Annotated in this window: 18 protein-coding genes; 9 read left to right on the top strand and 9 right to left on the bottom strand. The window is 68.0% G+C overall.

Going from position 1 to position 25,524, the window contains the following annotated elements; translation table 11 throughout:
• Positions 1–32: 32 nt before the first annotated feature.
• The 4 genes from ACEL92_RS07365 to ACEL92_RS07350 all read right to left on the bottom strand — a co-directional run bounded on the left by ACEL92_RS07365 (position 33) and on the right by ACEL92_RS07350 (position 4,078).
• Positions 33–710, bottom strand: coding sequence for an NUDIX domain-containing protein (locus tag ACEL92_RS07365; RefSeq protein ID WP_374024964.1), 678 nt, complete (start codon positions 708–710; stop codon positions 33–35).
• Complete coding sequence (locus tag ACEL92_RS07360; protein ID WP_374024963.1) at positions 710–2,224, bottom strand: nicotinate phosphoribosyltransferase; 1,515 nt, start codon at positions 2,222–2,224, stop codon at positions 710–712. The genes ACEL92_RS07365 and ACEL92_RS07360 overlap by 1 nt, the downstream gene beginning before the upstream one ends.
• A gap of 29 nt (positions 2,225–2,253) precedes the next feature.
• Positions 2,254–3,186 (bottom strand): ribose-phosphate pyrophosphokinase, encoded by a 933-nt coding sequence (locus tag ACEL92_RS07355; RefSeq protein WP_374024962.1) that lies wholly within the window; start codon positions 3,184–3,186, stop codon positions 2,254–2,256.
• A gap of 160 nt (positions 3,187–3,346) precedes the next feature.
• Positions 3,347–4,078, bottom strand: a complete 732-nt coding sequence (locus ACEL92_RS07350; protein WP_374024961.1) for an alpha/beta fold hydrolase — start codon at positions 4,076–4,078, stop codon at positions 3,347–3,349.
• Between the two features lie 606 nt (positions 4,079–4,684).
• Between ACEL92_RS07350 and ACEL92_RS07345 the strand changes: the two genes are divergently transcribed.
• From ACEL92_RS07345 to ACEL92_RS07335, 3 genes are all read left to right on the top strand, one after another.
• Positions 4,685–5,680: an amidohydrolase family protein gene (locus ACEL92_RS07345; protein ID WP_374024960.1), complete on the top strand. Its 996-nt coding sequence runs from the start codon at positions 4,685–4,687 to the stop codon at positions 5,678–5,680.
• 69 nt (positions 5,681–5,749) lie between these two features.
• Positions 5,750–6,991: a cytochrome P450 gene (locus ACEL92_RS07340; protein ID WP_374024959.1), complete on the top strand. Its 1,242-nt coding sequence runs from the start codon at positions 5,750–5,752 to the stop codon at positions 6,989–6,991.
• Positions 6,991–7,569, top strand: a complete 579-nt coding sequence (locus ACEL92_RS07335) for a TetR/AcrR family transcriptional regulator (protein WP_374024958.1) — start codon at positions 6,991–6,993, stop codon at positions 7,567–7,569. Before ACEL92_RS07340 ends, ACEL92_RS07335 begins: the two co-directional genes overlap by 1 nt.
• 13 nt (positions 7,570–7,582) lie before the next feature.
• Here ACEL92_RS07335 and ACEL92_RS07330 read toward each other — a convergent pair whose 3' ends face one another.
• Positions 7,583–8,722, bottom strand: coding sequence for an acyltransferase family protein (locus tag ACEL92_RS07330; protein ID WP_374024957.1), 1,140 nt, complete (start codon positions 8,720–8,722; stop codon positions 7,583–7,585).
• A complete protein-coding gene (locus ACEL92_RS07325; protein ID WP_374024956.1) occupies positions 8,719–10,419 on the bottom strand; it encodes a DEAD/DEAH box helicase in 1,701 nt (566 codons plus the stop codon). Before ACEL92_RS07325 ends, ACEL92_RS07330 begins: the two co-directional genes overlap by 4 nt.
• 122 nt (positions 10,420–10,541) lie before the next feature.
• Here ACEL92_RS07325 and ACEL92_RS07320 point away from each other — a divergent pair, with 122 nt between their 5' ends.
• Positions 10,542–11,144: an LppP/LprE family lipoprotein gene (locus tag ACEL92_RS07320; protein WP_374024955.1), complete on the top strand. Its 603-nt coding sequence runs from the start codon at positions 10,542–10,544 to the stop codon at positions 11,142–11,144.
• Positions 11,145–11,188: 44 nt separating this feature from the next.
• A complete protein-coding gene (locus ACEL92_RS07315) occupies positions 11,189–14,608 on the top strand; it encodes a TM0106 family RecB-like putative nuclease (RefSeq protein WP_374024954.1) in 3,420 nt (1,139 codons plus the stop codon).
• Here the strand turns inward: ACEL92_RS07315 and ACEL92_RS07310 are convergent.
• Positions 14,605–16,497 carry an MFS transporter gene (locus ACEL92_RS07310; RefSeq protein ID WP_374024953.1) on the bottom strand — a complete coding sequence of 631 codons (1,893 nt, stop codon included), beginning with the start codon at positions 16,495–16,497 and terminating at the stop codon, positions 14,605–14,607. The genes ACEL92_RS07315 and ACEL92_RS07310 overlap by 4 nt on opposite strands.
• 219 nt (positions 16,498–16,716) lie before the next feature.
• Between ACEL92_RS07310 and ACEL92_RS07305 the strand changes: the two genes are divergently transcribed.
• From ACEL92_RS07305 to ACEL92_RS07290, 4 genes are all read left to right on the top strand, one after another.
• Positions 16,717–17,496 (top strand): hypothetical protein, encoded by a 780-nt coding sequence (locus ACEL92_RS07305; RefSeq protein WP_374024952.1) that lies wholly within the window; start codon positions 16,717–16,719, stop codon positions 17,494–17,496.
• 193 nt (positions 17,497–17,689) lie between these two features.
• Positions 17,690–21,406, top strand: coding sequence for a multifunctional oxoglutarate decarboxylase/oxoglutarate dehydrogenase thiamine pyrophosphate-binding subunit/dihydrolipoyllysine-residue succinyltransferase subunit (locus ACEL92_RS07300; RefSeq protein ID WP_374024951.1), 3,717 nt, complete (start codon positions 17,690–17,692; stop codon positions 21,404–21,406).
• A gap of 138 nt (positions 21,407–21,544) precedes the next feature.
• Entirely contained in the window at positions 21,545–22,372 is an 828-nt protein-coding gene (locus ACEL92_RS07295) for an SDR family NAD(P)-dependent oxidoreductase (RefSeq protein ID WP_374024950.1), read from the top strand.
• A 71-nt stretch (positions 22,373–22,443) separates the two neighbouring features.
• The gene (locus tag ACEL92_RS07290) at positions 22,444–23,295 is read left to right on the top strand and encodes an SDR family NAD(P)-dependent oxidoreductase (protein WP_374024949.1); all 852 of its coding nucleotides are present in this window, start codon (positions 22,444–22,446) and stop codon (positions 23,293–23,295) included.
• 134 nt (positions 23,296–23,429) lie between these two features.
• On the opposite strand, the gene ACEL92_RS07285 is transcribed toward ACEL92_RS07290, so the two are convergent.
• Together ACEL92_RS07285 and ACEL92_RS07280 are read right to left on the bottom strand one after the other, a co-directional pair.
• Positions 23,430–24,299: a glycine betaine ABC transporter substrate-binding protein gene (locus tag ACEL92_RS07285; protein WP_374024948.1), complete on the bottom strand. Its 870-nt coding sequence runs from the start codon at positions 24,297–24,299 to the stop codon at positions 23,430–23,432.
• Entirely contained in the window at positions 24,296–25,495 is a 1,200-nt protein-coding gene (locus tag ACEL92_RS07280; RefSeq protein ID WP_374024947.1) for an NADP-dependent malic enzyme, read from the bottom strand. Before ACEL92_RS07280 ends, ACEL92_RS07285 begins: the two co-directional genes overlap by 4 nt.
• Positions 25,496–25,524 lie beyond the last annotated feature (29 nt).

Here is a 25,524-nt window from a genome sequence, read left to right as displayed (position 1 = left end):
CCAAATCGGGGACAGCCAAAGCCGGTTACGGATCATGTATGTACCGCCTGGGTTTTGATGAACACCAGTGCGGGGCGTCCGGCGCCGACGACGGGTTTGCGGCTGCGGTCGGGATCTGGGGCGTACAGGCCGCAGCGCCGCAGCCGCGATCCTATAGCGCTCTCGCTGACCGACGGGTCGCAGGCCCGCGCCAGCGCCAACACCTCCGCCATGGTGGTGGTCTCGCCGAGCAGCGCATAGGTCAGCTCGGCATCCGTGAACAATCCGGTGTTGATCTTGGCCAACGCTTTTCGGACTATCGCCGAGTGCCCGAACGGCATCTCGTCGGGGACGTGGTTGATGCGTGCCGCACCGGGGGTGTCGGCGGGGATGCGGGCGGCGACGACGATCGACACGGTGTGTCCGCGTTCATCGCGGCCGGGGTCACTGACGACGTCGAGAATGGCGACGCCTCCGACGATGTCGACGCCGACCTTCTCTGACACCACCCGCCGGGCGGCTTGCTCTACAGTTTCTTGATTCCAGGCGGCAAGCAGACCACCGGGCAAGGTCGTTGCGCCGCGGTGGGGTTCGCCAGCGCGGGTGATCAACGCGACCCGGACCGCGTCGGAGTCCTGGGTCAGCGCGACAACGTCGACGGACAACCAGGTGCCGTGGATGGGGTGTTCGCCGTCTTGATAGGCGAGGTTGGTTTCCCGCATGGATCCCATCAGAATTCCCTTCCGGATACTCGCCGCTGATGTAGGCTGGTCTCGTAGCGCAGCGTGTCGCGCACGTCGGCGAACGAGCTCTGCCGCAACAGTTTTCCGTCCTCGTAGACCAGCTGCAGTTCTTGGTCGGCTTCCTGCTCGGCGGTGGCGTGCTCGATCAGGTATGGCCGGCCGTCCACCGCCCGGCGCACCGCCAGGCGACCGGTCGCGGATTTCTTGGTGCCGTCGTCGGTGACCGGATCTTTCTGGATGTCGCGGCCTTGGTCGTTGACCTGCACCCAGGTGGCTTTCATCGCCATCTTGAAGGTGTCGCGGGTCTGGTACTGGTAGGTGTAGCTGCCGTAGCCGAAAACCACTGTGGTGGAGGCGAATCCCTGCTGCATCAGATTGGCCGTGATCGCGTCCGCGCGCTCGAAGGTGATGGAATCGCCGTAGATCGCGCCGATGTGCGGGTCGAGTTCTCGGTAGCCCTTGCCATTGACGACAGTGCCGAACACCTCGGCGAGTAGATTTACAACACCGTGTCGGGCGGGGCTGCCTTGCGGGGCGGCGGGGTCGCCGCACAGGATGAGTTCGGGGTCACCGCTGTCGGGTCGGATCACGAGTTTGCCGTCGCGGGCCAGGATCTTGTCTTTGAGCCTGGGCAGGAAGTCGGTGCAGACCTGCCACAGATCCCAGGTGTCGGACACGACCGCCAGGGTGCCGCTCGGATACAGCTCGAGTAGCCGTGCGAAGGTATCGAACTCGTTGCCTCGGCCGCCGGCGCACATGACGCTGTGTTCGGTCGCCGGGCACGACCCCGCCACGACACCGTTGTCTCCGGGGTAGAAGCGTTCGATGAACCGGATCGCGCGCACGGTGTCGGTACCGGTGAAGCTGAGCAGGTGCCCCGCGCTGCTGGCCGCACCCGCAGCGATGCCGGCCATGCCGCGGCAGGAGAAATCGTGGCCTTGGACGTCGACTGCGGCCGGGTCGCCGGAGGCCTCGGCGCGTTCATCGAGCAGGCTGCGGTTGAGCCAGGCGATGGTGGCGGAGGTGATTGGCTGCCACAGTTCGGCGGACAGTTCGGTCTCAAAGTAGTTGGTCAGCCAGAACACCCGGGGGTCGGTGTTCTCCACGGTGAAATACGGCACCCGCAGCGGCACCAGCGCGCCCTCGCGGAATGCCTTGACCCGTAGGGGCAGGTGTCCGATGTCGTGGAGGACGCGGAAGTGCTCGACGCCGATGTCGTTGGCGCCCAGCAGGTCTGTGACGACCCGGTCGTATTCGGCCAGCACCTCATCTAGGCCCGCGGCTTCGAGGGCGAAAAATTCATCCCATCGTGCGGTGATCTCGGTGAGCAGTGCCTGCAGCCCGAAGAAGACGGTCACATCCACGCCCGGGATGCGGGTGCCGCGGGCGGTGAGGTTGGAAAACACCACCTCGGTGCCGGCGGGGTATTGGCGGCGGTGATCGAGTTTGTACGCGTCGGTGGCCAGCAGGGTGTCTACCACCCGGTCGATGACGGTGTCCATGAGGGATTCCTTTCGAAAGACGTTGCTCATCAGCGCTTCTGGGCTGCTGGGGCTAACCGGGTGTGCTGCTGGGCCAGGTTGGTGGCTGCCTCGACGATCCAAGGGCGCAGGTCAGTGACCTGAATGTGGCTGTCCTGCAGTCCTGCGGCGACCGCCGACCACAGCGAGTTGGTGGTGTAGATGCCGCGGTAGGGCGCGCGGGCATCGGCGGAAAAGTTCGGCTTGGTGAACCCACCGTGGGTGACCCACAGATCGAGCGTCACCGTGTCGGGCACCGCACCAGTCAGCAGCGCGAACGTGCCGCCGCCGTCAAAGATGTCGTCGACGACCAGGTAGGCACCAGGCTCCAGGTCGGCGTCGAAGGAGTAGTTGGTCAGGTGCCCGGTCTTGGGGTCCCGGTTCTTGTTGGCCACGTAGAGCGGAAGGCCCAGCAGTGCGGCGACGTCGCCGGCGCGGTGCACAGCACCCTTGTCGGGGCTGATAACGCCGCGGTGGCGGACCGAGCTGTCAGCTGTCAGTGCGTGCGCGACGATGCCGGGCAAGGGAAGCTCGTGGACAGCGATGTTCGGGTTGGCCGCGCGCAGGGCGGTTAACCACACAGGGCTGTGCGGGTCGATGGTGATCATGTCGGTGATCCCGGTGCCAGCAGCCAGTGTCGCGTTGATGACCGCGGGGCTGGGTGTGTCCTTGTCGCCGCGCGCGCTCGGCAGATACGGCAATACCAGTACCCGCCGGGCGGCGGGCGAGATCTTTTCGCTCAGGACCGCCCATTCCGCGACCAGAGTCCAGTCGACGGCGCTGCGGTGCACAGCCATCACCTGGGCGGTCCCGTCGACGGGTTCAGCGTCGGGCTTGCGGCGCACGGTGATGTCGCCCATCGGGTAGGCGAACACCTCGAAGGCCTGCTCCACGTAGTGCACGTCGGGGTCCAGGACGTGGAAGGTGTATTCGTGATCGCTCATGCCGTGAACATAGCATAATTTCTCGCAAATCAACTTTTATTGGCCGGATGGGCGCCGCCGCACGTTTTGCCAGACTGCGCGTCGGAACAATCAAAACCGCTGCGGACTTCGCATAGAGCCGCTAGGTCGGTCGCTCATTCGACGGCCGGCTGCACACCAGTCACAGCGCGGCGGGGGCCGCGGCGGCCGCTGCGATGACCTCGACCACGACGTCCGGGTTAGAGACCGTGACCGCGTGCGACGAGTTCACCTCAGTAACCTGGGAACGGGCACGATTGGCTTCGAATTTCTGTTCCGCCACCGGAAGCGCGAGATCTTGCAGGGTCCTGATTTGCCAACTTGGCTTGCTCATCCACGCGGCGGCCGTCACCGTCTCGTTCAGCGCTGCCACGTTCATCGGGCGCTGCGTGGCGACCATCAAGGCGGCCTCGCTCGCGGGCACGTCGGCGGCGACCTGGCTGTGGAACTTGTCGGGCTGATAGAGCAGATACGAGCCGCTCGTTCCGCCGGGCAGCCGGTAATCGACTTGCTCGACTGACGTCAGGAAAGAACTGCCTGGGTACCGGCTGAGCAACTGGCTTGCCGCCTCGCCAACCGCCGGCATCACCGCGGCCGCGTATACCAAGCCCTTCACCATGGGGTCATCCGCGCCGGCCTGCGTAATGACGGCTCCGCCGTAGGAATGGGCCACCAGGATCATCGGCCGTTGGATTCTTGCCGTCACGCTGGGCAGGTAGGCGGCATCGACCGCCACCCCCTGCAGCGGGTTGGCGAAGGCGACAACCGGATAGCCCTCGTGCTGGAGCCGCTGAATCACGCGATTCCAGATCGACCCATCTCCGAAGGCCCCGTGCACCAGCACGATCGCGGGCTTCGCTGATTCGCGGCCCATCATGGCTCCTTTCTCACCGGCTGCACCTCAAACGGCCCGTAATGGCCTGTGCCACAGCTAGATAGCGGTGCGGCATCATTCATGGCGGTGCGCTCAGCAGGCCGCTGGCGGCTCTTGCCAAGCAGTACAGCGGGCTATCGATCATTGCCAACGGCCACCTCGACGACCCTCGCGACGCCGCCACGATCGTCGACTCCGGCACCGCCGATGTCGTCGCCCTGGCCAAGCCCGCGCTGGCCAACCGGGACTGGCCGCGCCGCGTGCTAACTGGACAACCGTTGTCGCCTGATGTGCCCGCCGATCTGTTCGGGCCTGTCGCAACGGTCAAAGACTGGGAGGTCGCCGGCGTGCCGAACATGGCCCGGCTGGAAGTCCGTGAGTACAAACCCGTTGACACGACATGAATTAAGTCCCCGCTCATAACGCAATGGCGCCGGGCCCGCGCGAGGCCTGGGACGGCGGGGACCGGTCGAGGCACTACCCATATTCGCCCCCGCTACCGGGACCTTCCCGGCTGATTTCGATCTCTGTTGTGCTGATGTCACGAGCCTCTTACAGTAGACGATATCGTCTACTAGAGAGTCTCCAGCGACTTAAGGAACCACAATGCGCGTGATCACCGTTGAAGAGCATTTCCACCACCCCGATGCCGTCACGCGCGTCCTGGAACTCACCGGGCCGGGGGCCATCGTTCCTGATCAAGGTTTCGGCAAATTCCTGCAGGGGTTCATGCCCGACCAGGATTCCGCCGAACGACTAGGCGGCAACCGACTGGCACACATGGACCGAGCCGGGATTGACATCCAGGTGGTATCCCACGGTGGAAACAGCCCGAGCAGCCTAGACCATCCCGCCGCAGTCGAGCTGTGCCGGAAGGTCAACGACGCACTCGCGCAACAGATCGCTGAGAACCCCACTCGGTTCCGCGGATTCGCCACACTCCCGCTTCACGACCCCGCCGCTGCGGCCGACGAATTGAAGCGCTGCGTCAACGAACTGGGGTTCGTCGGCACCCTCGTCATGGGCACCTGCGGCGGGTTATTCCTCGACCACCCGCGGTTCGACCCCGTACTGACCGCCGCCGAAGACGTCGACCTGCCCATCTACGTCCACCCCGGGATGCCGCCGAACCCGGTGTCAACGACCTACTACGCGGGGAATTGGCCCGCGGCAGCACATTTCCTGTTCGCGGGTCCGGCGTTCGGGTGGCACGCCGAGGCCGGTATCCACATCGTGCGGCTGATCCTGTCCGGAGCGTTGGATCGACACCCCGGCCTCAAGCTCCTCAGCGGGCACTGGGGCGAACTGGTCGGCGGCTGGCTGGACCGACTCGACGAGACCTTCGCCTGGGGTGTCGAACTGGAGCGCCCAGTCAGCGAGTACTACCGCGAACACGTCTGGGCGACGCCGTCGGGCATGTACAACCACAACCAGCTGAACTACATGCTCAACGAGATTGGCGCCGAGCGGATCATCCACTCCGAGGACTTCCCCTACCTCGTACGCGACGACGTCGCGGCCTTCCTTACCGAGGCGGCCCTCACCGAGGAGCAGCGCAACGCCATCGCACACGGCAACGCCGAGCGGCTCATGCGGATCTAAGCCATCACGGCTCAAGGACCTCCCTGCTGAATGGTTGACATCAGCGTTTGATTGTCGTACGAATGAGACATGGCAGCAGTTATGTCTCACGAGGCGCCCGTCACGTTCGAGCTGGCCACCGCCGAGACGTGGGCGGATCCCTGGCCGATGTACCGCGCGCTTCGCGACCACGATCCGGTGCATCACGTCGTCCCGCCCAACCGGCCCGACCACGACTACTACGTGCTGTCCCGGCACGCCGACGTGTGGGCCGCCGCGCGCGATCACGAGACGTTCTCCTCTGCGCAGGGCCTGACGGTCAACTACGGCGACCTGGAAATGATTGGGCTGCAAGACAATCCACCGTTTGTGATGCAGGATCCGCCGGTGCACACCGAGTTTCGCAAACTCGTCTCCCGCGGCTTCACGCCACGCCAGGTGGAGGCGGTGGAGCCCAAGGTGCGCGAGTTCGTCGTCGAGCGCATCGAGCGGCTGCGCGCCGACGGCGGCGGCGACATCGTGACCGAGCTGTTCAAACCGCTCCCCTCGATGGTGGTCGCCCACTACCTCGGTGTCCCCGAGGCGGACCGGGTGCAATTCGACTGGTGGACCGATGTGATCGTCGCGGCCAATACCACCGAGGGCGGCCTGGCCGGGGCGCTGGAAACGGTGGGCGATGCGGTCGGGTCGATGATGGCCTACTTCACTCACCTGATCGAGCGCCGGCGCAGCGAGCCCGAGGATGACACCATCTCGCATCTGGTGGCCGCCGGGGTGGGCGCCGACGGCGACAACGCGGGCGTGCTGTCGGTGCTGGCGTTCACGTTCACCATGGTGACCGGGGGCAACGACACCACCACCGGGATGCTGGGCGGCTCAATGCCTTTGCTGCATCAGCGGCCCGACCAGCGACGGCTTCTCGTCGAGAATCTCGGCCTGATGCCCGACGCCGTGGACGAGCTGCTGCGGCTGACCTCGCCGGTGCAGGGGCTGGCCCGCACGACCACCCGCGACGTGACGATCGGCGACACCACCATCCCCGCCGGTCGCAAGGTGTTGCTGTTGTATGGGTCGGCGAACCGGGACGAGCGTCAATACGGGCAGGACGCCGGCGAACTCGACGTCACCCGCCGCCCGCGCAACATCCTGACCTTCAGCCACGGCGCACATCACTGCCTGGGCGCGGCCGCGGCGCGGATGCAGTCTCGGGTCGCCCTTACCGAATTGCTCACCCGCTGCCCGGATTTCGAGGTGGACGAGTCCGCGATCGTCTGGTCGGGCGGCAGTTACGTCCGGCGCCCGCTGTCCGTACCGGTTCGGGTGAAGTCCTGATGCCCAACGACTGGCTGGGCGCACACCGCAGCGAGGCCGCCGCGGACCGGATCCTCGACGCGGCCGAGCAGCTTTACACCGAACGCGACCAAACTTCGATCGGCATGAACGAGATCGCCAGGGCCGCAGGGTGTTCGCGCGCCACGCTGTACCGGTACTTCGAGAACCGGGAGGCTCTGCGCACCGCCTACGTGCACCGCGAAACACGCCGGCTCAGCCGCGCGATCAAGGAGCAGATCGGCGGCATCGACGACCCCCGGGAACGGCTTGTCGCCAGCATCACCGCCACGCTGCGGATGGTTCGCGGCAGCAGCGCGTTGGCTTCGTGGTTCGCCGTCAGCCGGCCACCGATCGGCGCCGAGGTTGCCGGGCAGTCCGAGGTGATCACCGCGTTGGCCGCCGCGTTCGTCGGTTCGCTCGGGCCCGAAGACCCGGCCGTCGTGGAGCGCCGGGCGCGCTGGGTGGTGCGGGTGATCGCCTCGCTGCTGCAGTTCCCCGGTCGAGACGACGCCGACGAGAAGGCGATGATCGAGGAGTTCGTCGTCCCCATCGTCACCCCGGTTTCCGCCCGGCGCTAGGCGCTGCGGCGGCTCAGGTCCGCACGCGCGTCAAGCGGTGCAGTAGCCAGGCCAGCGGAATCGTCACGACCATCGTCGCCAGGAACAGGTTCAGCATCGAGCCGGTGTAGACGTGGGCGCGAACGATGTAGACCATCGCGAATTCCATGGTGATCAGGTGGATCAGGAAGATCTCGTAGGAGATCTCTCCCAACCACACCATCGGCCGCGTCGCCAGCAGCCGCCAGTACCAGCCCCGATCCCCCAGCGCCAGCGGCGCCACGGCGAGCGCGGCGATGACTGCGTAGAAGCAAGTCTTGAACAAGGCCTCGCTCAGCGTCGCCGGCGACGTGGTGGGCGCGCCGGCGATCGGAGTGGACACGATGAAATAGCAGACGACGGCCAGCGGTATCGCCACAAACGCGTAGCCCCGCACCCCCATCGCCTGCAGGACGGCCAGCAGCATTCCGGCGAGAAACCAGGCCAGGTAGGTCGGCAGCCACAGGCGCGCGCCGTCGGGAAACCAGTGATCGGTGTGCACCAGCACGAGCCAGGCGGGGCTGATCAACATCAGCCCGATCAGCGCCGCCAGCAGGAGTCTCGGCTGCCAGCGCCGGCGGCACACGAGTACCAACAGCACGTAGGCCAGCAGCGGGAGCAGCACGTAGAAGGACGCTTCCACCGCGAGGCTCCACATTTGGGTCAGCCCCTGATGCAGGTACTTGCCCAGGTAGCCGTTGCAGTAGATCTGCGTCAGGGTCAGGTTGCGCGCCAGCCCGAGCCATGTGTGCCCGGGGTTGGGTCCGGCCTCGCGGAAGTGGTAGAGCACATAGGCGAACAGCACGGTGATGACGTAGGCGGGCATGATGCGCCGAACCCGGTGCCAGGCATAGCGACTCAGCGACGGTGGCGGCCCGCCGGTTGCGGCGGATTTCAACCACGGCCGAAACAGCAGGAACCCGGACAGCACGAAGAAGATCGGCACTCCGATCTCCAGCCGGGAGCCGACCAGGCCCCAATAGCCGTGCGTGTACTTGCCGGTGGTGTAGGCCGCGTGCGTGCCGACGACGAGCAGGGCTGCCACGGCACGAATTCCGGTCAGCGACGCCACCCGGTCGACGTGGGCGGTCTGTTCGAGTCCGCCCTGGGCGTCTTGTTCTTCCGACAGGGTCATCCCGGGTATTTCCTGCGGGGCTTCTGTCCGTCACGGCCGCGGGGCTTGGACGCCGAGCGATCCGGCTGAAGGTTGATCAGCACCCCCGAAATGCGTGTGTGTTCAAGTTTTTTCAGCGTCGACTTGGGCAACTTGGCCGGCAACTCCACCAGGGAGAAGTCCGGGCCGATGGCGATGTGGCCGAAATCGCTTCGATGCAGGCCACCCTCGTTGGCGATGGCGCCGACGATCGCGCCAGGGCCGATCTTGTGCCGCTTGCCGACCGCGATCCGATAGGTGGCGAATGACCGGTCCTGCCTTGGCCTTTCGGGACGCTCGCGGCGTTCGGTGTGCCGCTCGCGCCGTTCGCGCGGCGGCTCGGGCGCCATCAGGAATTCCTCGCCGTCGCGGGCCTGCAGCGCCAGCGCCGCCGCTATGTCGGCCAGCGGGACGTCATGCTCGCGTTCGTAGTCCTCGACCAGCTTGCGGAACAGGTCGATGCCCGGCCGGCCCAGCGCGTCGGTGATGGAGTCGGCGAACTTAGCGACTCGCTGGGCATTGACGTCCTCAACGGTCGGCAACTCAGACTCGGTAAGGGTTTGCCGCGTTGCCTTTTCGATCGCCTTGAGCAGGTGGCGCTCCCGCGGCGACACGAAAAGCAGGGCGGTCCCCGACCGCCCGGCCCGGCCGGTGCGTCCGATGCGGTGCACGTAGGACTCGGTGTCGTGGGGGATGTCGTAATTGAGCACGTGCGAGATGCGCTCCACGTCGAGCCCGCGGGCGGCCACGTCGGTGGCCACCAGGATGTCGATGCCGCCGTCCTTGAGCGCGGCGACGGTCCGCTCGCGCTGGCCCTGCGGGATGTCGCCGTTGATGGCGGCCGCGGAAAAGCCTCGGGCCCTCAGCTTTTCGGCGACCTCCTCGGTGGCCTGCTTGGTGCGCACGAAGACGATCATCGCCTCGAACGGCTCGACTTCCAGGACCCGGGTCAGCGCGTCCATCTTGCGCGGACCGGCGACCTGGATGTAGCGCTGCGAAATGTTCTCCGCGGTCGCGGTTTTCGCTTTGGTGGTGACCTCGAGCGGGTCGTGCAGGTACTTGGTGGTGAGCTTGCGGATGGCCGGCGGCATGGTCGCGGAGAACAGGGCGACCTGCTTGTACTCGGGGGTTTCGGAGAGGATCCGTTCGACGTCTTCGGCGAAGCCCATGGTGAGCATCTCGTCGGCCTCGTCGAGCACCAGGTAGTCGACGTGCGACAGGTCCAGCGTCCCGCGCTCGAGGTGGTCGATGACCCGGCCGGGGGTCCCGACCACCACCTGGGCGCCGCGTCTGAGCCCGGCCAGTTGCACGGTGTAGGAGGAGCCGCCGTAAATCGGCAGCACGTTGATCTTGGGCAGATGGGCCCCGTAGCGGCTGAACGCCTCGGCCACCTGCAGCGCCAACTCCCGGGTGGGCGCCAGCACCAGCGCCTGGGTCGCCTTGCTGGTGACGTCGATCCTGGACAGGATCGGGATGGCGAACGCCGCCGTCTTGCCGGTGCCGGTCTGCGCCAGCCCGACGACGTCGGAGCCCGCCATCAGCGCGGGAATCGTCGCGGCCTGGATGCCCGTGGGTGACTCGTAGCCGACGTCGGCGATCGCCCGCAGGACGGAGGGATGGATCTGCAGGTCGGCAAACGTCGTCGAGGCAGCCTCGGGCGAGCTGTCCGGGAGGGTCATCGTCCATGGAGTCTAGTGGTGACCGCGAGCTCAGCGGAGCGAGCGCGGCGGCCGGTGATCATCAGCACAGCCGCGCTGGCCCCGGCCATGCCTGTCACACCCGCGCGCGCGGTGACGGTACGGTGCCCGATGTGTTGTGGTCGCTACCCCGCCGTACCGAGCCACTGACCGGTTCGGCCGCTGTCGCGTTGCTCGCCATCACCTTGACCGGGTGTGGTTCGGGAGACTCCACCGTCGCCAAGACGCCGCAGGCCACGACGACGACCGAGACCCCGTCCATCACCGCCCCGGCCCAGCCGCCCGGCGCCGCCGCGCCGCCCGGCGGTAACGCCCCGCCGGCTGACCCGTGCGCGGTCAACCTCGCCTCCCCGACCATCGCCAAGGTGGTCTCCGAGCTGCCGCGCGATCCGCGCAGCCAGCAACCCTGGAATCCGGAGCCGCTGGCCGGCAACTACAACCAGTGCGCCCAGCTGTCGGCGGTGATCATCAAGGCCAACACCAACGCCGTCAATCCCACCACCCGGGCGGTGCTGTTCCACCTCGGGCAGTTCATTCCGCAGGGGGTGCCCGACACCTACGGGTTCAACGGCGTCGACGCGGCGCAGACCACCGGCGACACGGTCGCATTGACCTATCCCAGCGGCATCAACGGCTTGAACACCGATGTGCGGTTCCACTGGAACGGCAACGGCGTCGAGCTGATCGGCAACGCCCCGGGACACTAGGCGGAGCCCGGTTTTCGTCGGTCCCCTCACCTACAGTTGCTGCTGTGTTCGTCACCGGCGACAGCATCGTCTATAGCGCGTCGGACCTCGCCGCCGCCGCGCGCTGCGAGTACGCGTTGTTGCGGGACTTCGACGCGCGGCTTGGCTGGGCACCGGCCGCCACGGTCTCCGACGACCTGCTCGCCCGCACGTCCGACCTCGGTAGCGAACACGAGCGGCGCGAACTGGACCGGCTGCGCGGCGAGTTCGGCGATGGCGTCGCGGTCATCGGCCGCCCGGCCTACACGCCCGCGGGTCTGATGGCGGCGGCAGAGGCGACGCGGCGCGCCGTCGATGCCGGCGCCCCGGTGATTTATCAGGCCGCCATGTTCGACGGCCGCTTCGTCGGCTTCGCCGACTTTCTGGTGCGTGACGGCGAGCAGTACCGGGTCATCGACACCAAGCTGGCCCGTTCAGCCAAGGTCACCGCGCTGTTGCAGCTGGCCGCCTACGCCGACGCGCTGGCCGCCTCGGGCGTCCCGGTGGCGCCCGAGGCCGAACTGCACCTGGGCGACGAAACCGTCGCGCGTTATCGGGTCCATGACCTGATTCCGGTTTACCGTTCCCAGCGGGCGCGGTTGCAGCTGCTCCTGGACGCGCACCACACCGGCGGCGCCGCGGTTCGCTGGGACGACGAGGGCGTGGGCGCGTGTTTGCGGTGCCCCCTGTGCACGGAGCAGCTGCGTGCCACCGACGACCTGCTCCTGGTCGCGGGCATGCGAGTGGGCCAGCGGGACAAGCTGATCGACGCCGGCATCACCACGGTGACCGGGCTGGCCCGCCACGCCGGCCCCGTGCCGGATCTGGCGCCTGCCGCGGTGGGCAAGTTGACCGCCCAGGCGAGACTTCAAGTCCGCCAACGCGAGACCGGCACGCCGCGGTTCGAGATCGTCGATCCCCAGCCGCTGGCGCTGCTTCCCGAACCGGACCCGGGCGACCTGTTCTTCGACTTCGAGGGCGACCCGCTGTGGACCGTCGACGGCAAGGAATGGGGCCTGGAATACCTGTTCGGTGTCCTCGAGGCCGGGCCCGCCGGCGCGTTTCGGCCGATGTGGGCGCACAACCGGGCGGAGGAACGCAAGGCCCTGACCGATTTCCTGGCGATGGTGGCCAAGCGCCGCAAGCGTCGGCCGAACATGCACATCTACCACTACGCGCCGTACGAGAAGACCGCGTTGCTGCGGCTGGCCGGCCGCTACGGGGTTGGCGAGGACCAGGTTGACGAGCTGCTGCGCAGCGGAACCTTGGTCGACCTTTACCCTCTGGTCCGCAAGAGCATTCGAGTGGGCGCGGAGTCGTTCAGCCTCAAGGCGCTCGAGCCGCTCTACATGGGGGCGCAGCTGCGCTCCGGCGACGTCATCACGGCCACCGGCTCGATCACCTCGTACGCCCGGTACTGCGAGCTGCAAGCCGACGGGCGCGGCGACGACGCCGCCTCCGTGCTCAAGGAGATCGAGGACTACAACCACTACGACTGCCGCTCGACCCAGGAACTGCGGAACTGGTTGATGTTGCGCGCCTACGAATCCGGCGTTGTGCCGATCGGCGCCCAGCCCGTCCGGGGCGGCAATACCGTCGAGGACCGCGACCAGCTGGCGGAGACCCTGTCAACATTCACCGGCGACGCCGCCGCGAGTCAGCGCACGCCCGAGCAGACCGCGGTGGCGCTGCTGGCCGCGGCGCGCGGCTACCACCGGCGCGAGGACAAGCCGTTCTGGTGGTCGCATTTCGATCGGTTGAACTTCCCCGTGGAGGAATGGGCGGACAACACCGACGTGTTCGTCGCGGAGCACGCGTCGGTCAGCGTGGACTGGAATACGCCGCCGCGCGCGCGCAAGCCGCAGCGACGGGTGCGACTGCGCGGTGAACTGGCGCGCGGTGAGCTGATGACCGACGTCTTCGCCCTCTACGACCCGCCGGCCCCGCCGAGCATGTCCGAGGATCCCGACCGGCGCGCCGCCGGACGCGCCACGGTGATCGCCGCCGACGATCCGGCGCTGCCCAGCGAAGTCACCATCGTCGAACGAGTGGGCAACGACGGCAAGCCCTTTCACCAGCTCCCGTTCGCCCTGACTCCCGGCCCGCCGATCCCGACGACCGCGCTGCGGGATTCGATCGAATCCACGGCCGCCGACGTGGCCGCCGGCTTGCCGCGGTTGCCCCACAACGCCGCGGTGGACATCCTGCTGCGCCGCGCGCCGCGCACCCGCAGCGGCTCCGCACTGCCCCGCGGCACCGACACCGTGGCCGATATCACGGCCGCCCTGCTCGACCTGGACTCGTCGTACCTGGCCGTGCACGGGCCGCCCGGCACCGGCAAGACGCACACCGCCGCGCACGTGGTCCAGCGCCTGGCCACCGACCATGGCTGGCGGATCGGCGTTGTAGCGCAATCACATGCCGCGGTGGAGAACCTGCTGGACTGTGTCATCGACGCCGGGCTGGACCCGCAGCGGGTGGCGAAGAAACGCAACGACCACCGCGCCCCGCGCTGGCAGGAGATCGACAGCAGCGCGTACGCGGCGTTCATCGCCGACGCCCCCGGCTGCGTACTGGGCGGAACCGCATGGGATTTCGCGAACGCCACCCGGGTGCCGCCGGGTGCCCTCGACCTGCTGGTGATCGACGAGGCCGGTCAATTCTGTCTGGCCAACACCATTGCCGTGGCCCCGGCCGCCGCCAACCTGCTGTTGCTCGGCGATCCCCAGCAGCTGCCGCAGGTGAGCCAGGGCACCCATCCCGACCCGGTCGACACGTCCGCGCTCGACTGGCTGGTCGACGGCCAGCGCACCCTGCCCGACGAGCGCGGGTATTTCCTGGACCGCTCCTACCGCATGCACCCGGCGGTGTGCGCCGCGGTCTCCGCGCTGTCCTACGAGGGCAGGCTGCGCTCGCACGAGTGCGCCGCAACCCGGTGCCTCGCCGGCTACCCGCCCGGCGTGCGGACGATCACCGTTGAGCACCACGGCAATTCGACCGAGAGCCCGGAGGAGGCCGACGCGATCGCCGACGAGATCGATCGCCTGCTCGGCACGGCCTGGACCGACGAGCGCGGTACCCGACCACTGACCGCCTCCGACGTGTTGGTGCTGGCGCCCTACAACGCGCAGGTGGCGCTGCTGCGCCGGCGGTTGACCACCGCCGGCCTCGACGAAATCCGGGTCGGCACCGTTGACAAATTCCAGGGAGGGCAGGCGCCCGTGGTGTTCATCTCGATGACCGCCTCCACCGCGGACACCGTGCCACGCGGAATCTCGTTCTTGCTCAACAGGAACCGGCTCAACGTTGCCGTCAGCCGCGCGCAGTACGCGGCCGTCATCGTGCGCTCGGAATCGCTGACCGAGTATCTGCCCGGCTCGCCCGCGGGCCTGATCGACTTGGGCGCGTTCCTGGCGTTGACGGAGACCGGCGCGGCGAGCACCTAGTTGCCGGAGGAGTGGCGGCCGTAACCGGTGGGCTCGTCGTCGGGATCGCGGCCGGGGCGCTGAGCCCGCGGCGCGCCGTTCTGCTGCCGCGGCGGTGGCGCTGGCCGATTGCGGGGGGCGGGCGGGTAGGCCCGCGCCGATCGCTCGGTGACCGGACGGAGACGCTGGCGCACGTCGACGTGAGAGCCGTTGTGCGCGAACCCGATCGGCCGCGCGGCGGGTGGGGACGGGCGCGGGCGGGCGACCCGGCCGGCCGGTGTGGGGGTGGCCTCGGGTTCGCGGAGCAGGATGAGTTCGACGTACTCGTCGTCGTCGTAGTCGTCGTCGACCGCGTCACCCGCCTCCGGCGGGCGGCTCGCGGCCGGCGGCGCGAAGCCGACCAGGAAGAGTGCGGCAACGATCCCGAACAGCGCGATGAACGCGGGCAACAGGACCGACTGCGACATCGCGGCCGCGAACGGGGCCCGCAGGAATTCCGGCAGTTGCAGGGTGGCGGGCGCCTCACCGCCGGCGCCAGGCGACGGCTGCGCCGGCATCTCGGCACCGATCCGCCAGGTCATGAACGCGGCCATGCCTGCGCTGCCAAGCACAGCGCCGAGCTGGCGCACGGAGTTGTACACGGCCGAGCCCGCGCCCGCCAGGCTCGGCGGCAGGTTGCGCGTCGCGGTGGCGGTCAGCGGCGACCACACGAACGCCATCCCGACGCCCGTTGCGAAGAACGGCAACACCAGCCGCCAGATCGGCGTCGCCGGCGACATCTCGAACGTGAGCCAGGTCAGCGCGATCGCCAGCACCGAGAAGCCGAAACCGAGGACCGGCCGCGGATGGTATCGGTCGACCATCCTGCCGACGATCGGCGCGAACACACCGTTGGCGATCGCCATCGGCGCGATCAGCAGGGCCGAACGCGTCGGCGAGAGCCCGCAGACGGCCTGCGCGTAGAACGTCAGCGGCAGCATCATCGCCGTCGCGGCGAACGAGATGATGGCCACGCCGACGTTGCACAGGCCGAAGTCGCGGTCTCCGAAGATCACCAGGGGGATCAGCGGCTCGTCGGTGTTCATCGACTGCCAGAACACAAACACCGTCATGAACCCGATGCCGGCGACGATCATCGCCCAGATCCACGGTTGCCAGTGCGCGGCCTGCCCCTGCTGCAGGCCGAACACGATCAGGAACATGCCCGCGCCGGACAGCGCGACTCCCACCACGTCGAACCGGTGCGACTGGGTGGGCAGCGCGGGGACCAGCCAGTACGCCAGGACGAGCCCCAGCACGCCGATGGGGACGTTGACGAAGAAGATCCACTGCCAGCCCAGCCCGTCGACCAGCACGCCGCCGGCCAGCGGGCCCACCAGGCTGGCGACGCCGGCGGTGGCGCCCCACAGGCTCACCGCGACGCCGCGGCGCTCCGGCGGGAAGATCCGGGTGATCGTGGACAGGGTCTGTGGCGTGAGCACCCCGGCGCCCACCCCCTGGACGACCCTGGCGGCGATCAGCATGGCGGCGCTGCCCGACAGCCCGCACCACACCGAGGCGACGGTGAACACCACCAGCCCGATCAGGTACATGTTCTTGGGGCCGAACCTGTCGCCGAGGCGCCCGGCCACCAGCAGGACGACCGCGTAACCCAGCAGGTATGCGCTGGTCACCCAGATCACCGTGTCGTAGCCGATCTGCAAGTTGGTCATGATCGTCGGGTTCGCGATGGCGACGATGGTCGAGTCGACCATGATCATGAAAAAGCCGATCATCATCGCCCAGAGCGCGTTCCAGGGCTTCTGCGATTGCGGCGAGTTCTGGATGAGGAAGTTCCGGCGCTTGGGGTGGGGTGGGTTCGGCGCCGCGCGCCGGGTTCCCCCGGCCGACGGAGGCGTCGCCGTGGCCATCTCCACCTCGTTTCAGCTTCGGACGATGCGTGCCTGCGCGGGCCTTGTGGTCGATCGGCCCCGGACCATCACGGACATCCAGCCTGCATTATTGCCGCTGCGGCGATTGAGGGCAGCCACGGATCCGATCCTGGGTACACCACCCCCGAGCTTTCGTGTTCGGGCGGTGTTCCGCGGCGGGCACGTTAGCCTGGTAGGACGCCATTTAGGAGAGGCAAGATGCGGGCCCGACGGAAGCGGTCTTCGAACCGGTTTTTCAAGATGTCGCACGGGAATGAGACGCCGATGCCCACCAACGGCCGGCCCAAGGCGTCCGCCCGGGCTTTGGCGCAGGTCATCGAGCGGAGCTCGCGGATCCAGGGCCCGGCCGCTGAGGCCTACGTGTCCCGGTTGCGCAACGCGCATCCCAACAGCAGCCCCGCCGACATCCTCGCCAAGCTGGAGAAACGCTACGTGAGCATGGTCACGGCAAGCGGCATGGCGGTGGGCGCGGCGGCGACCATCCCGGGCATCGGCACGTTGAGCGCGCTGTCCGCCGCTGCCGCCGAGACAGTCACCTTCCTGGAGGCCACCGCGTTTTTCGTGCTGGCCGTCGCGGTGGTCTACGAGATTCCCGCCGACCACCGGGAACGGCGCCGCGCCCTGGTGCTGTCCGTGCTGGTCGGGGACAACAGCAAAGAGGCGGTCACCCAGCTGTTCGGGCCGGCCCGCACCAACGGCGGGTGGATTTCCGAGAGCGTGGCCGCGGTGCCGCTGTCATCAATGTCGCGGCTGAACTCGCGGTTGCTCAAGTCGTGGCTCAAGCGGTACACGCTGCGCCGCGGCGCCCTGCTGTTCGGCAAGCTGATGCCGGTGGGCATCGGAATCGTGGTCGGGGCCGTCGGCAACTATTTCGCCGGTCGCAAGATCGTCCGCAACGCCAACCGCGCGTTCGGTACGCCGCCGGTGCGCTGGCCGCGGGCGCTGCACCTGGTCCCGCCGTTCCACGAAGCCGGCTAGCGAACGGCCCCCGCCCTCCTACCCCGTCTCCCTGGCGAATTGCTGGCGAAAGGTTAGCCTTTATAGGGCGGAAACGTTGAGCAGCGCCACTGGTGTGACGTGCTCCACACTCCGGGGTCGACAAACGTGCAGGCGCCGCGCACCGGCTGCGAAAAGCGCTTGCAGGACAGAGGAATTGAGGCGAACAGCGCTCGTGAGCAACATAAGTTCACCATTCGGGCAAAACGAATGGCTGGTCGAGGAGATGTACCGCAAGTTCCGCGACGACCCCTCCTCGGTCGATCCGAGCTGGCACGAGTTCCTCGTCGACTACAACCCCGAGCCGACCGGCGAATCCCCCTCGAGCGCTGCGACCCCCGGTGATGGCCAGGCCGCCGCGAGCGCCCCGCAGGCAGCGCCCGCGCGGCCCACGACCCAGACCGCCGCGCCCGCCAAGCCCGCGGTCAGCTCCGGTAACGGCGCTCCCGTCGCCGCGCCGGCGAAACCCAAGGCCCCGACTCCCCCGCCGGCCGAGGGCGACGAGCTGCAGACGCTGCGCGGCGCGGCGGCCGCCGTCGTCAAGAACATGTCCGCCTCGCTGGACGTGCCGACCGCCACCAGTGTCCGCGCGGTTCCGGCCAAGCTGCTCATCGACAACCGCATCGTCATCAACAACCAGCTCAAGCGCACCCGCGGCGGCAAGATCTCCTTCACGCACCTGCTCGGCTACGCCCTGGTGCAGGCGATCAAGCAGTTCCCGAACATGAACCGGCACTACGCCGAGGTCGACGGCAAACCCACCGCGGTCACCCCCGCGCACACCAACCTCGGCCTGGCCATCGACCTGCAGGGCAAGGACGGCAAGCGCTCCCTGGTGGTGGCCGGCATCAAGGGCTGCGAAACCATGCGGTTCGCGCAATTCGTCACCGCCTACGAGGACATCGTCCGGCGGGCCCGCGACGGTAAGCTGACCGCCGAAGACTTTGCGGGCGTGACGATTTCGCTGACCAACCCCGGGACCATCGGCACCGTGCACTCAGTGCCGCGGCTGATGGCCGGCCAGGGCGCCATCATCGGCGTCGGCGCCATGGAGTACCCCGCCGAATTCCAGGGCGCCAGCGAGGAGCGCATCGCCGAGCTCGGCATCGGCAAGCTGATCACGCTGACCTCCACCTACGACCACCGGATCATCCAGGGCGCGGAGTCCGGCGACTTCCTGCGTGCCATCCACGAGATGCTGCTGTCGGACGATTTCTGGGACGACATCTTCCGCGAGTTGAGCATCCCGTATCTGCCGATCCGCTGGAGCACCGACAACCCGGACTCGATCGTCGACAAGAACGCCCGGGTGATGGAGCTGATCGCGGCCTACCGCAACCGCGGCCACCTGATGGCCGACATCGACCCGTTGCGGTTGGACGGCAGCAGGTTCCGCAGCCACCCCGACCTGGAAATCCTCAACCACGGCCTGACGCTGTGGGACCTGGATCGGGTGTTCAAGGTCAACGGCTTCGCCGGTTGCGAGTACAAGAAGCTGCGCGACATCCTGGGCCTGCTGCGCGACGCCTACTGCCGCCACATCGGCGTGGAATACACCCACATCCTGGACCCCGAGCAACAGGAATGGCTGCAGCAACGCGTCGAGACCAAACACGTCAAACCGACGGTGGCGGAGCAGAAGTTCATCCTGAGCAAATTGAACGCCGCCGAGGCATTCGAGACGTTCCTGCAGACCAAATACGTTGGCCAGAAACGCTTTTCGCTGGAAGGCGCGGAGAGCGTGATCCCCATGATGGACGCGGCGATCGACCAGTGCGCCGAGCACGGCCTCGACGAGGTGGTCATCGGCATGCCGCACCGCGGCCGGCTCAACGTGCTGGCCAACATCGTGGGCAAGCCCTACTCGCAGATCTTCAGCGAGTTCGAGGGCAACCTCAACCCGTCGCAGGCCCACGGCTCCGGTGACGTCAAGTATCACCTCGGCGCCACCGGCGTGTACCTACAGATGTTCGGCGACAACGACATTCAGGTCTCGCTGACCGCAAACCCGTCGCACCTGGAGGCCGTCGACCCGGTGCTGGAGGGCCTGGTGCGGGCCAAGCAGGACCTGCTGAACCACGGCGCCCACGACGACGGCGACGAGAAGGCCTTCTCCGTGGTGCCGATGATGCTGCACGGCGACGCCGCCTTCGCCGGCCAGGGCGTGGTCGCCGAAACGCTGAACCTGACGAACCTGCCCGGCTACCGGGTCGGCGGCACCATCCACATCATCGTCAACAACCAGATCGGCTTCACCACCGCGCCGGAATACTCGCGGTCCAGCGAGTACTGCACCGACGTCGCCAAGATGGTCGGGGCGCCGATCTTCCACGTCAACGGCGACGACCCGGAAGCCTGCGTGTGGGTGGCGAAGCTGGCGGTGGACTTCCGGCAGAAGTTCAAGAAGGACGTCGTCATCGACATGCTGTGCTACCGCAAGCGCGGGCACAACGAAGGCGACGACCCGTCGATGACCAACCCCGCCATGTACGACGTCGTCGACATCAAGCGCGGGGTCCGCAAGAGCTACACCGAAGCGCTGATCGGCCGCGGCGACATCTCGATGAAAGAGGCCGAAGACGCATTGCGCGACTACCAGGGCCAGCTGGAGCGGGTGTTCAACGAGGTGCGGGACCTGGAAAAGCACGGCGCGGCCCCGAGCGAGTCGGTGGAGTCACACCAGATCGTCGCTGCGGGGCTGGCCACCGCCGTCGACAAGGCGCTGCTGTCCCGCATCGGGGACGCGTTCCTCGCCCTGCCGGAAGGCTTCAGCGCACACCCACGCGTGCAGCCGGTGCTGGAAAAGCGCCGGGAAATGGCCTACGAGGGCAAGATCGACTGGGCGTTCGGCGAACTGCTGGCGCTGGGTTCGCTGGTGGCCGAGGGCAAGCTGGTCCGGCTGTCGGGCCAGGACACCCGGCGCGGCACCTTCTCCCAGCGGCATTCGGTGATCATCGACCGCCACACCGGCGCGGAGTTCACGCCGCTGCAACTGCTGGCCACCAACCCCGACGGCACCCCCACCGGCGGCAAGTTCCTCGTCTACGACTCGCCGTTGTCGGAGTACGCCGCCGTCGGCTTCGAATACGGCTACACCGTCGGCAACCCGGACGCACTTGTGTTGTGGGAGGCGCAATTCGGCGACTTCGTCAACGGCGCGCAGTCGATCATCGACGAGTTCATCAGCTCCGGCGAGGCCAAGTGGGGCCAGCTGTCGTCGGTGGTGCTGCTGCTGCCACACGGCCACGAGGGCCAGGGCCCCGACCACACCTCCGGCCGCATCGAACGCTTCCTGCAGCTGTGGGCGGAAGGATCGATGACGATCGCCATGCCGTCGACCCCGTCCAACTATTTCCACCTATTGCGCCGGCACGCCCTCGACGGTGTGCAGCGGCCGCTGATCGTGTTCACGCCCAAGTCGATGCTGCGCAACAAGGCCGCGGTCAGCGACGTCCGGGACTTCACCGAGATCAAGTTCCGTTCTGTGCTCGAGGAGCCGACGTACGAGGACGGCATCGGCGACCGCAGCAAGGTCACCAGGATCCTGCTGACCAGCGGCAAGATCTACTACGAGCTGGTGGCGCGCAAGGCCAAGGACAACCGGGACGACGTCGCGATCGTGCGGATCGAGCAGCTCGCCCCGCTGCCCAAACGCCGGCTCAGCGAGACGCTGGACCGCTACCCGGGCGCCAAAGAGTTCTTCTGGGTGCAGGAGGAGCCGGCCAACCAGGGCGCGTGGCCCTCGATGGGCCTGGCGCTGCCCGAGCTGCTGCCCGACAAGCTGACCGGGCTCAAGCGCGTCTCGCGCCGGGCGATGTCGGCGCCGTCGTCGGGCTCGTCGAAGGTACATGCGGTCGAGCAGCAGGAGATCCTCGACACGGCCTTCCGCTAGCCCGGCGACGACGAGCGCCGGAACGGCGCGAGTAGGAGCCGGGCAATTGGGCCTGAGCGGGGGTTCCTACCCACGCGTACCGGGGACCGCCGGTACCGGCTAGCCTCGACGCAGTTGGGCCGTAAAGGAAGGGTGCTCATGCAGGGGTTCGCCGGCAAGGTCGCAGTGGTGACGGGCGCTGGTTCGGGTATCGGGCAGGCGCTGGCGGTCGAGTTGGCGCGCTCGGGCGCCAAGGTCGCGATCAGCGACGTCGACCTCGAGGGCCTCGCGGAGACCGAGGCACGGCTGAAGGCGATCGGCGCCGAGGTCAAAGCGGACCGGCTCGACGTGACCGAGCGCGAGGCCTTCCTGGCCTACGCCGACGCGGTCCGCGACCACTTCGGCAAGGTCAACCAGATCTACAACAACGCCGGCATCGCCTTCACCGGCGACGTCGAGGTCAGCCAGTTCAAGGACATCGAACGGGTGATGGACGTCGACTTCTGGGGCGTCGTGAACGGCACCAAGGCGTTCCTGCCCCACCTGATCGCCTCCGGCGACGGCCACGTCATCAACGTCTCCAGCGTGTTCGGCCTGTTCGCGGTGCCCGGGCAGGCGGCCTACAACTCGGCTAAGTTCGCGGTCCGGGGATTCACCGAGGCGCTGCGACAGGAAATGGTGGCGGCCGGCCACCCGGTGGCGGTGACCACGGTGCACCCCGGCGGCATCAAGACCGCGATCGCCCGCAACGCCACCGCCGCCGAGGGGCTCGACCCCGAACAACTGGCCAAGCTGTTCGACAAGCGGCTCGCCAAGACCAGCCCGCAACGCGCCGCCGAGGTCATCCTGGACGCCGTCCGCAAGAAGCGGGCCCGGGTGCTGGTCGGCACGGACGCCAAACTCCTGGACGTGATGGTGCGGGTGGCCGGTCCCTACTACCAGCAGCTGTTCGGGCCCGTTATGGGCCGGTTGATGCCCAAGCAGTGATGGATTCCATAGCGGCGGACCGCCATACCGGATAGCCTCGACGCGGTCACGCCGCCACAAGGGAGCACCGCATGCATGAGTTCACCGGCAAGGTCGCGGTCGTGACGGGCGCGGGTTCGGGCATCGGCCAGGCGCTGGCCCTGGAACTGGGCCGCGCGGGTGCCAAGCTCGCAATCAGCGACGTGGACACCGAAGGGCTGGCGCAGACCGAGGAACAACTGAAGGCCATCGGCGCACCGGTCAAAGCCGATCGCCTCAACGTGACCGAGCGCGAGGCCTTTCTCGCTTACGCCGACGCGGTGCGTGAGCACTTCGGCCAGGTCAACCAGCTTTATAACAACGCGGGCATCACGTTCGTCGGGTCCATCGAGGACAGCCGGTTCAAGGACATCGAACGGGTGATGGACGTCGACTACTGGGGCGTCGTGAACGGCACCAAGGCGTTCCTCCCGCACCTGATCGCCTCCGGCGACGGGCACCTCATCAACATTTCCAGCGCGCTCGGCCTGTTCGCGGCGCCGGGGCAGGCGGCGTACGTTTCGGCCAAGTTCGCGGTCCGCGGCTTCACCGAGGCGCTGCGACAGGAGATGGCCCGGGCGGGCCACCCGGTGCGGGTGACGACCGTGCACCCGGGCGGCGTGAAGACGGGGTTCGCCCGCAACGCGATCTTCGCCGAGGGTCTCGACCAGGACGGACTGGCGGAGCTGTTCGAGGAACAGCAAGCCAAGACGACGCCGCAGCGGGCCGCGCAGGTCATCCTGGCGGGCGTGCGCAAGGACAGGGCCCGGGTGTTGGTGGGACCGGACGTCAAGGCCATGGACCTGGTGGTGCGGCTGACCGGTTCGCAACCCGAGCGGCTCTTGAGTGGGCCCGTCATGGGTCGCGTGCAGCGCGTCGTGACCAGGCTGCTCCCCAAGCGCTGACCCCGGTCGATGAGCGCGGATCGCGCGAAGAGAGCCGGGGTCCATACAACCCCGACCCCGGTCGATGAGCGCGGATCGCGCGAAGAGAGCCGGGGTCCATACAACCCCGACCCCGATCGATGAGCGCGGAACAGTCACCGCCCCAGCGGGTGTTCCGCCAACCAGCCCCCCGCCACCGCCTGCGGGTCGGCTCCCCCGGCCACCTGGCGGCGCATGTCCACCAGGGCCGCGGTGTCGAGCACCCCGGCCACTTCATTGATCGCCAGCAGTTGCCGGTCGCTCAGCGCGTTGCGGCGATACAGCGGCACCACGTTCTCGGCCCGGATCAGCGCGGGCTTGCCGTCGACGAGCGTGACCAGGTCGGCGGGCAGGCCGGGGTCGGCGGTGGTCGTCCACGCCGCCGTCAGTTGACCGGCCTTGACCGCGGCGAACATCGTTGTCTCGTCGGGAAACTCGCGCGGGCTCGGCAGGCGGCAGGAACCCACGGCTGAGGGGGCTCGGCGTCCGGTCACAATTCCGACGACCAGGCCGGCGCAGTGTTTCGGCAGGGTGCTCAGGTCGGCGCTGACGTCGCTGCCTCCCCACGCCTTCGCGGTGGCCCCCGTCACCAGGAGCACGGGCTTGTCTTCCGCGGCTGTCGTGTAGTCACCGGCCGCGACGCCCTCGGGTAGAGCGGCCACCATCGCGCGATAGACGTCGGCGTCGGACATCGCCACCGCGCCGGGCTGCAGGCGCTCCAGCTTGCGTCCGGTCAGGGCAGGAACGACCATGAAGGCGCCCGCGTCCAGGCGCGCCATCGGATCGTCCGCGGTTTCGGCGCGCGCCGCGAAGCCGTAGGACCGCAGCGCGGCCACATAGACACCGGCCAGCAGCGCCGACTCCGCATCCGCCCCCGAGCCGACAACGAGTTCCGGGCGGGGTCGGTGCTCACCAGCATCCGTGCCGCAGCCGGCCGCGGCGAGCAGGGCGGCGACCAGCGGCACCGCCAGCCAGCCCCTTCTCACCCCGCGATGTCTGCGGGGTCTGCGGCCAGCGCCACCGCCGTGGCGACCGCATGCCCGACCCGCAGGTCCAGCGGGCTGGGGACGATCCGGTCGGAAGCCAGGTCATCGCTGACGACCGAGAAGATCGCCTCGGCGGCGGCCACCATCATCTTTTCGGTGATGCGGCGCGCGCCGGCATCCAGCGCTCCGCGAAAGACTCCGGGGAAGGCCAGCACGTTGTTGATCTGGTTGGGGAAGTCGCTGCGCCCGGTGGCCACCACGGCGGCGTACCGGGCCGCGATCTGCGGGTGGATCTCCGGGTCGGGGTTGGAGAGCGCGAAGACGATCGCGTTCGGCGCCATGGTGGCGATCATCTCCTCGGGCACCACGCCCCCGGACACGCCGAGAAATACATCCGCGCCCCGCAGCGCTTCGGCAATGCTGCCGGTGAGACGGTCCGGGTTTGTGCGCTGCGCCAGCAGACTCTTCACGCTGTTCATGTCGTCGCGCCCGGTGTGCAGGATCCCCCGCGAGTCGAGCACGGTGATGTCCGAAACCCCCATCGCCAAAAGCAGATTCGTGCACGCGACGCCCGCCGCCCCGGCGCCGGAGACCACCACCCGCAGCGACGTCATGTCGCGGCCGAGCAGCTTGGTGGCGCCCATGAGCGCGGCCAGAGCGACGATCGCCGTGCCGTGCTGGTCGTCGTGCATCACCGGGCAGTCCAGCGCCTCGATCACTCGCCGTTCGATCTCGAAGCAGCGCGGCGCGGAGATGTCCTCCAAGTTGACCGCGCCGAACGTGGGACGCAGCCGCACCAGGGTTTCCACGATCTCATCGGGATCCTTGGTGTCCAGCACGATCGGTATCGCGTTCAGCCCACCGTAGGACTGGAACAGGGCGCACTTGCCCTCCATCACCGGCAGCGACGCCGCGGGTCCGATGTCGCCGAGGCCCAGGACCGCGCTGCCGTCGCTGACGACGGCGACCAGCCGGTTGGCCCACGTGTACCGGGCGGCTTGGGTGGGATCGGCGGCGATCGCGCGACTGACCTGCGCCACACCCGGGGTGTAGGCGATGGACAACGCGCGCTGGGTGTCCAGCGGAGCCGTCGGGCCCACGGAAAGCTTGCCGCCTACGTGTGCCTCGAAGATCTCCGCGTCGGTGATCGCGCCATGCTCGGCGAGCGTCTGTATCGATTCAATCAACTCGGACACGCGCCCCAGGGTACTGACTACCGATTAGT

It is taken from the genome of Mycobacterium hainanense, assembly GCF_041890355.1.
Taxonomy (GTDB): Bacteria; Actinomycetota; Actinomycetes; order Mycobacteriales; family Mycobacteriaceae; genus Mycobacterium; species Mycobacterium hainanense.
This window is presented reverse-complemented; position numbering and strand designations above follow the sequence as displayed.

What these genes read in the sequence shown, in the direction of transcription:
- ACEL92_RS07365 (WP_374024964.1), bottom strand. Translation starts at nt 710, where the DNA reads ATGGGATCCATGCGGGAAACCAACCTCGCCTATCAAGACGGCGAACAC.
- ACEL92_RS07360 (WP_374024963.1), bottom strand. Translation starts at nt 2,224, where the DNA reads ATGGACACCGTCATCGACCGGGTGGTAGACACCCTGCTGGCCACCGAC.
- ACEL92_RS07355 (WP_374024962.1), bottom strand. Translation starts at nt 3,186, where the DNA reads ATGAGCGATCACGAATACACCTTCCACGTCCTGGACCCCGACGTGCAC.
- ACEL92_RS07350 (WP_374024961.1), bottom strand. Translation starts at nt 4,078, where the DNA reads ATGGGCCGCGAATCAGCGAAGCCCGCGATCGTGCTGGTGCACGGGGCC.
- ACEL92_RS07345 (WP_374024960.1), top strand. Translation starts at nt 4,685, where the DNA reads ATGCGCGTGATCACCGTTGAAGAGCATTTCCACCACCCCGATGCCGTC.
- ACEL92_RS07340 (WP_374024959.1), top strand. Translation starts at nt 5,750, where the DNA reads ATGGCAGCAGTTATGTCTCACGAGGCGCCCGTCACGTTCGAGCTGGCC.
- ACEL92_RS07335 (WP_374024958.1), top strand. Translation starts at nt 6,991, where the DNA reads ATGCCCAACGACTGGCTGGGCGCACACCGCAGCGAGGCCGCCGCGGAC.
- ACEL92_RS07330 (WP_374024957.1), bottom strand. Translation starts at nt 8,722, where the DNA reads ATGACCCTGTCGGAAGAACAAGACGCCCAGGGCGGACTCGAACAGACC.
- ACEL92_RS07325 (WP_374024956.1), bottom strand. Translation starts at nt 10,419, where the DNA reads ATGACCCTCCCGGACAGCTCGCCCGAGGCTGCCTCGACGACGTTTGCC.
- ACEL92_RS07310 (WP_374024953.1), bottom strand. Translation starts at nt 16,497, where the DNA reads ATGGCCACGGCGACGCCTCCGTCGGCCGGGGGAACCCGGCGCGCGGCG.
- ACEL92_RS07305 (WP_374024952.1), top strand. Translation starts at nt 16,717, where the DNA reads ATGCGGGCCCGACGGAAGCGGTCTTCGAACCGGTTTTTCAAGATGTCG.
- ACEL92_RS07295 (WP_374024950.1), top strand. Translation starts at nt 21,545, where the DNA reads ATGCAGGGGTTCGCCGGCAAGGTCGCAGTGGTGACGGGCGCTGGTTCG.
- ACEL92_RS07290 (WP_374024949.1), top strand. Translation starts at nt 22,444, where the DNA reads ATGCATGAGTTCACCGGCAAGGTCGCGGTCGTGACGGGCGCGGGTTCG.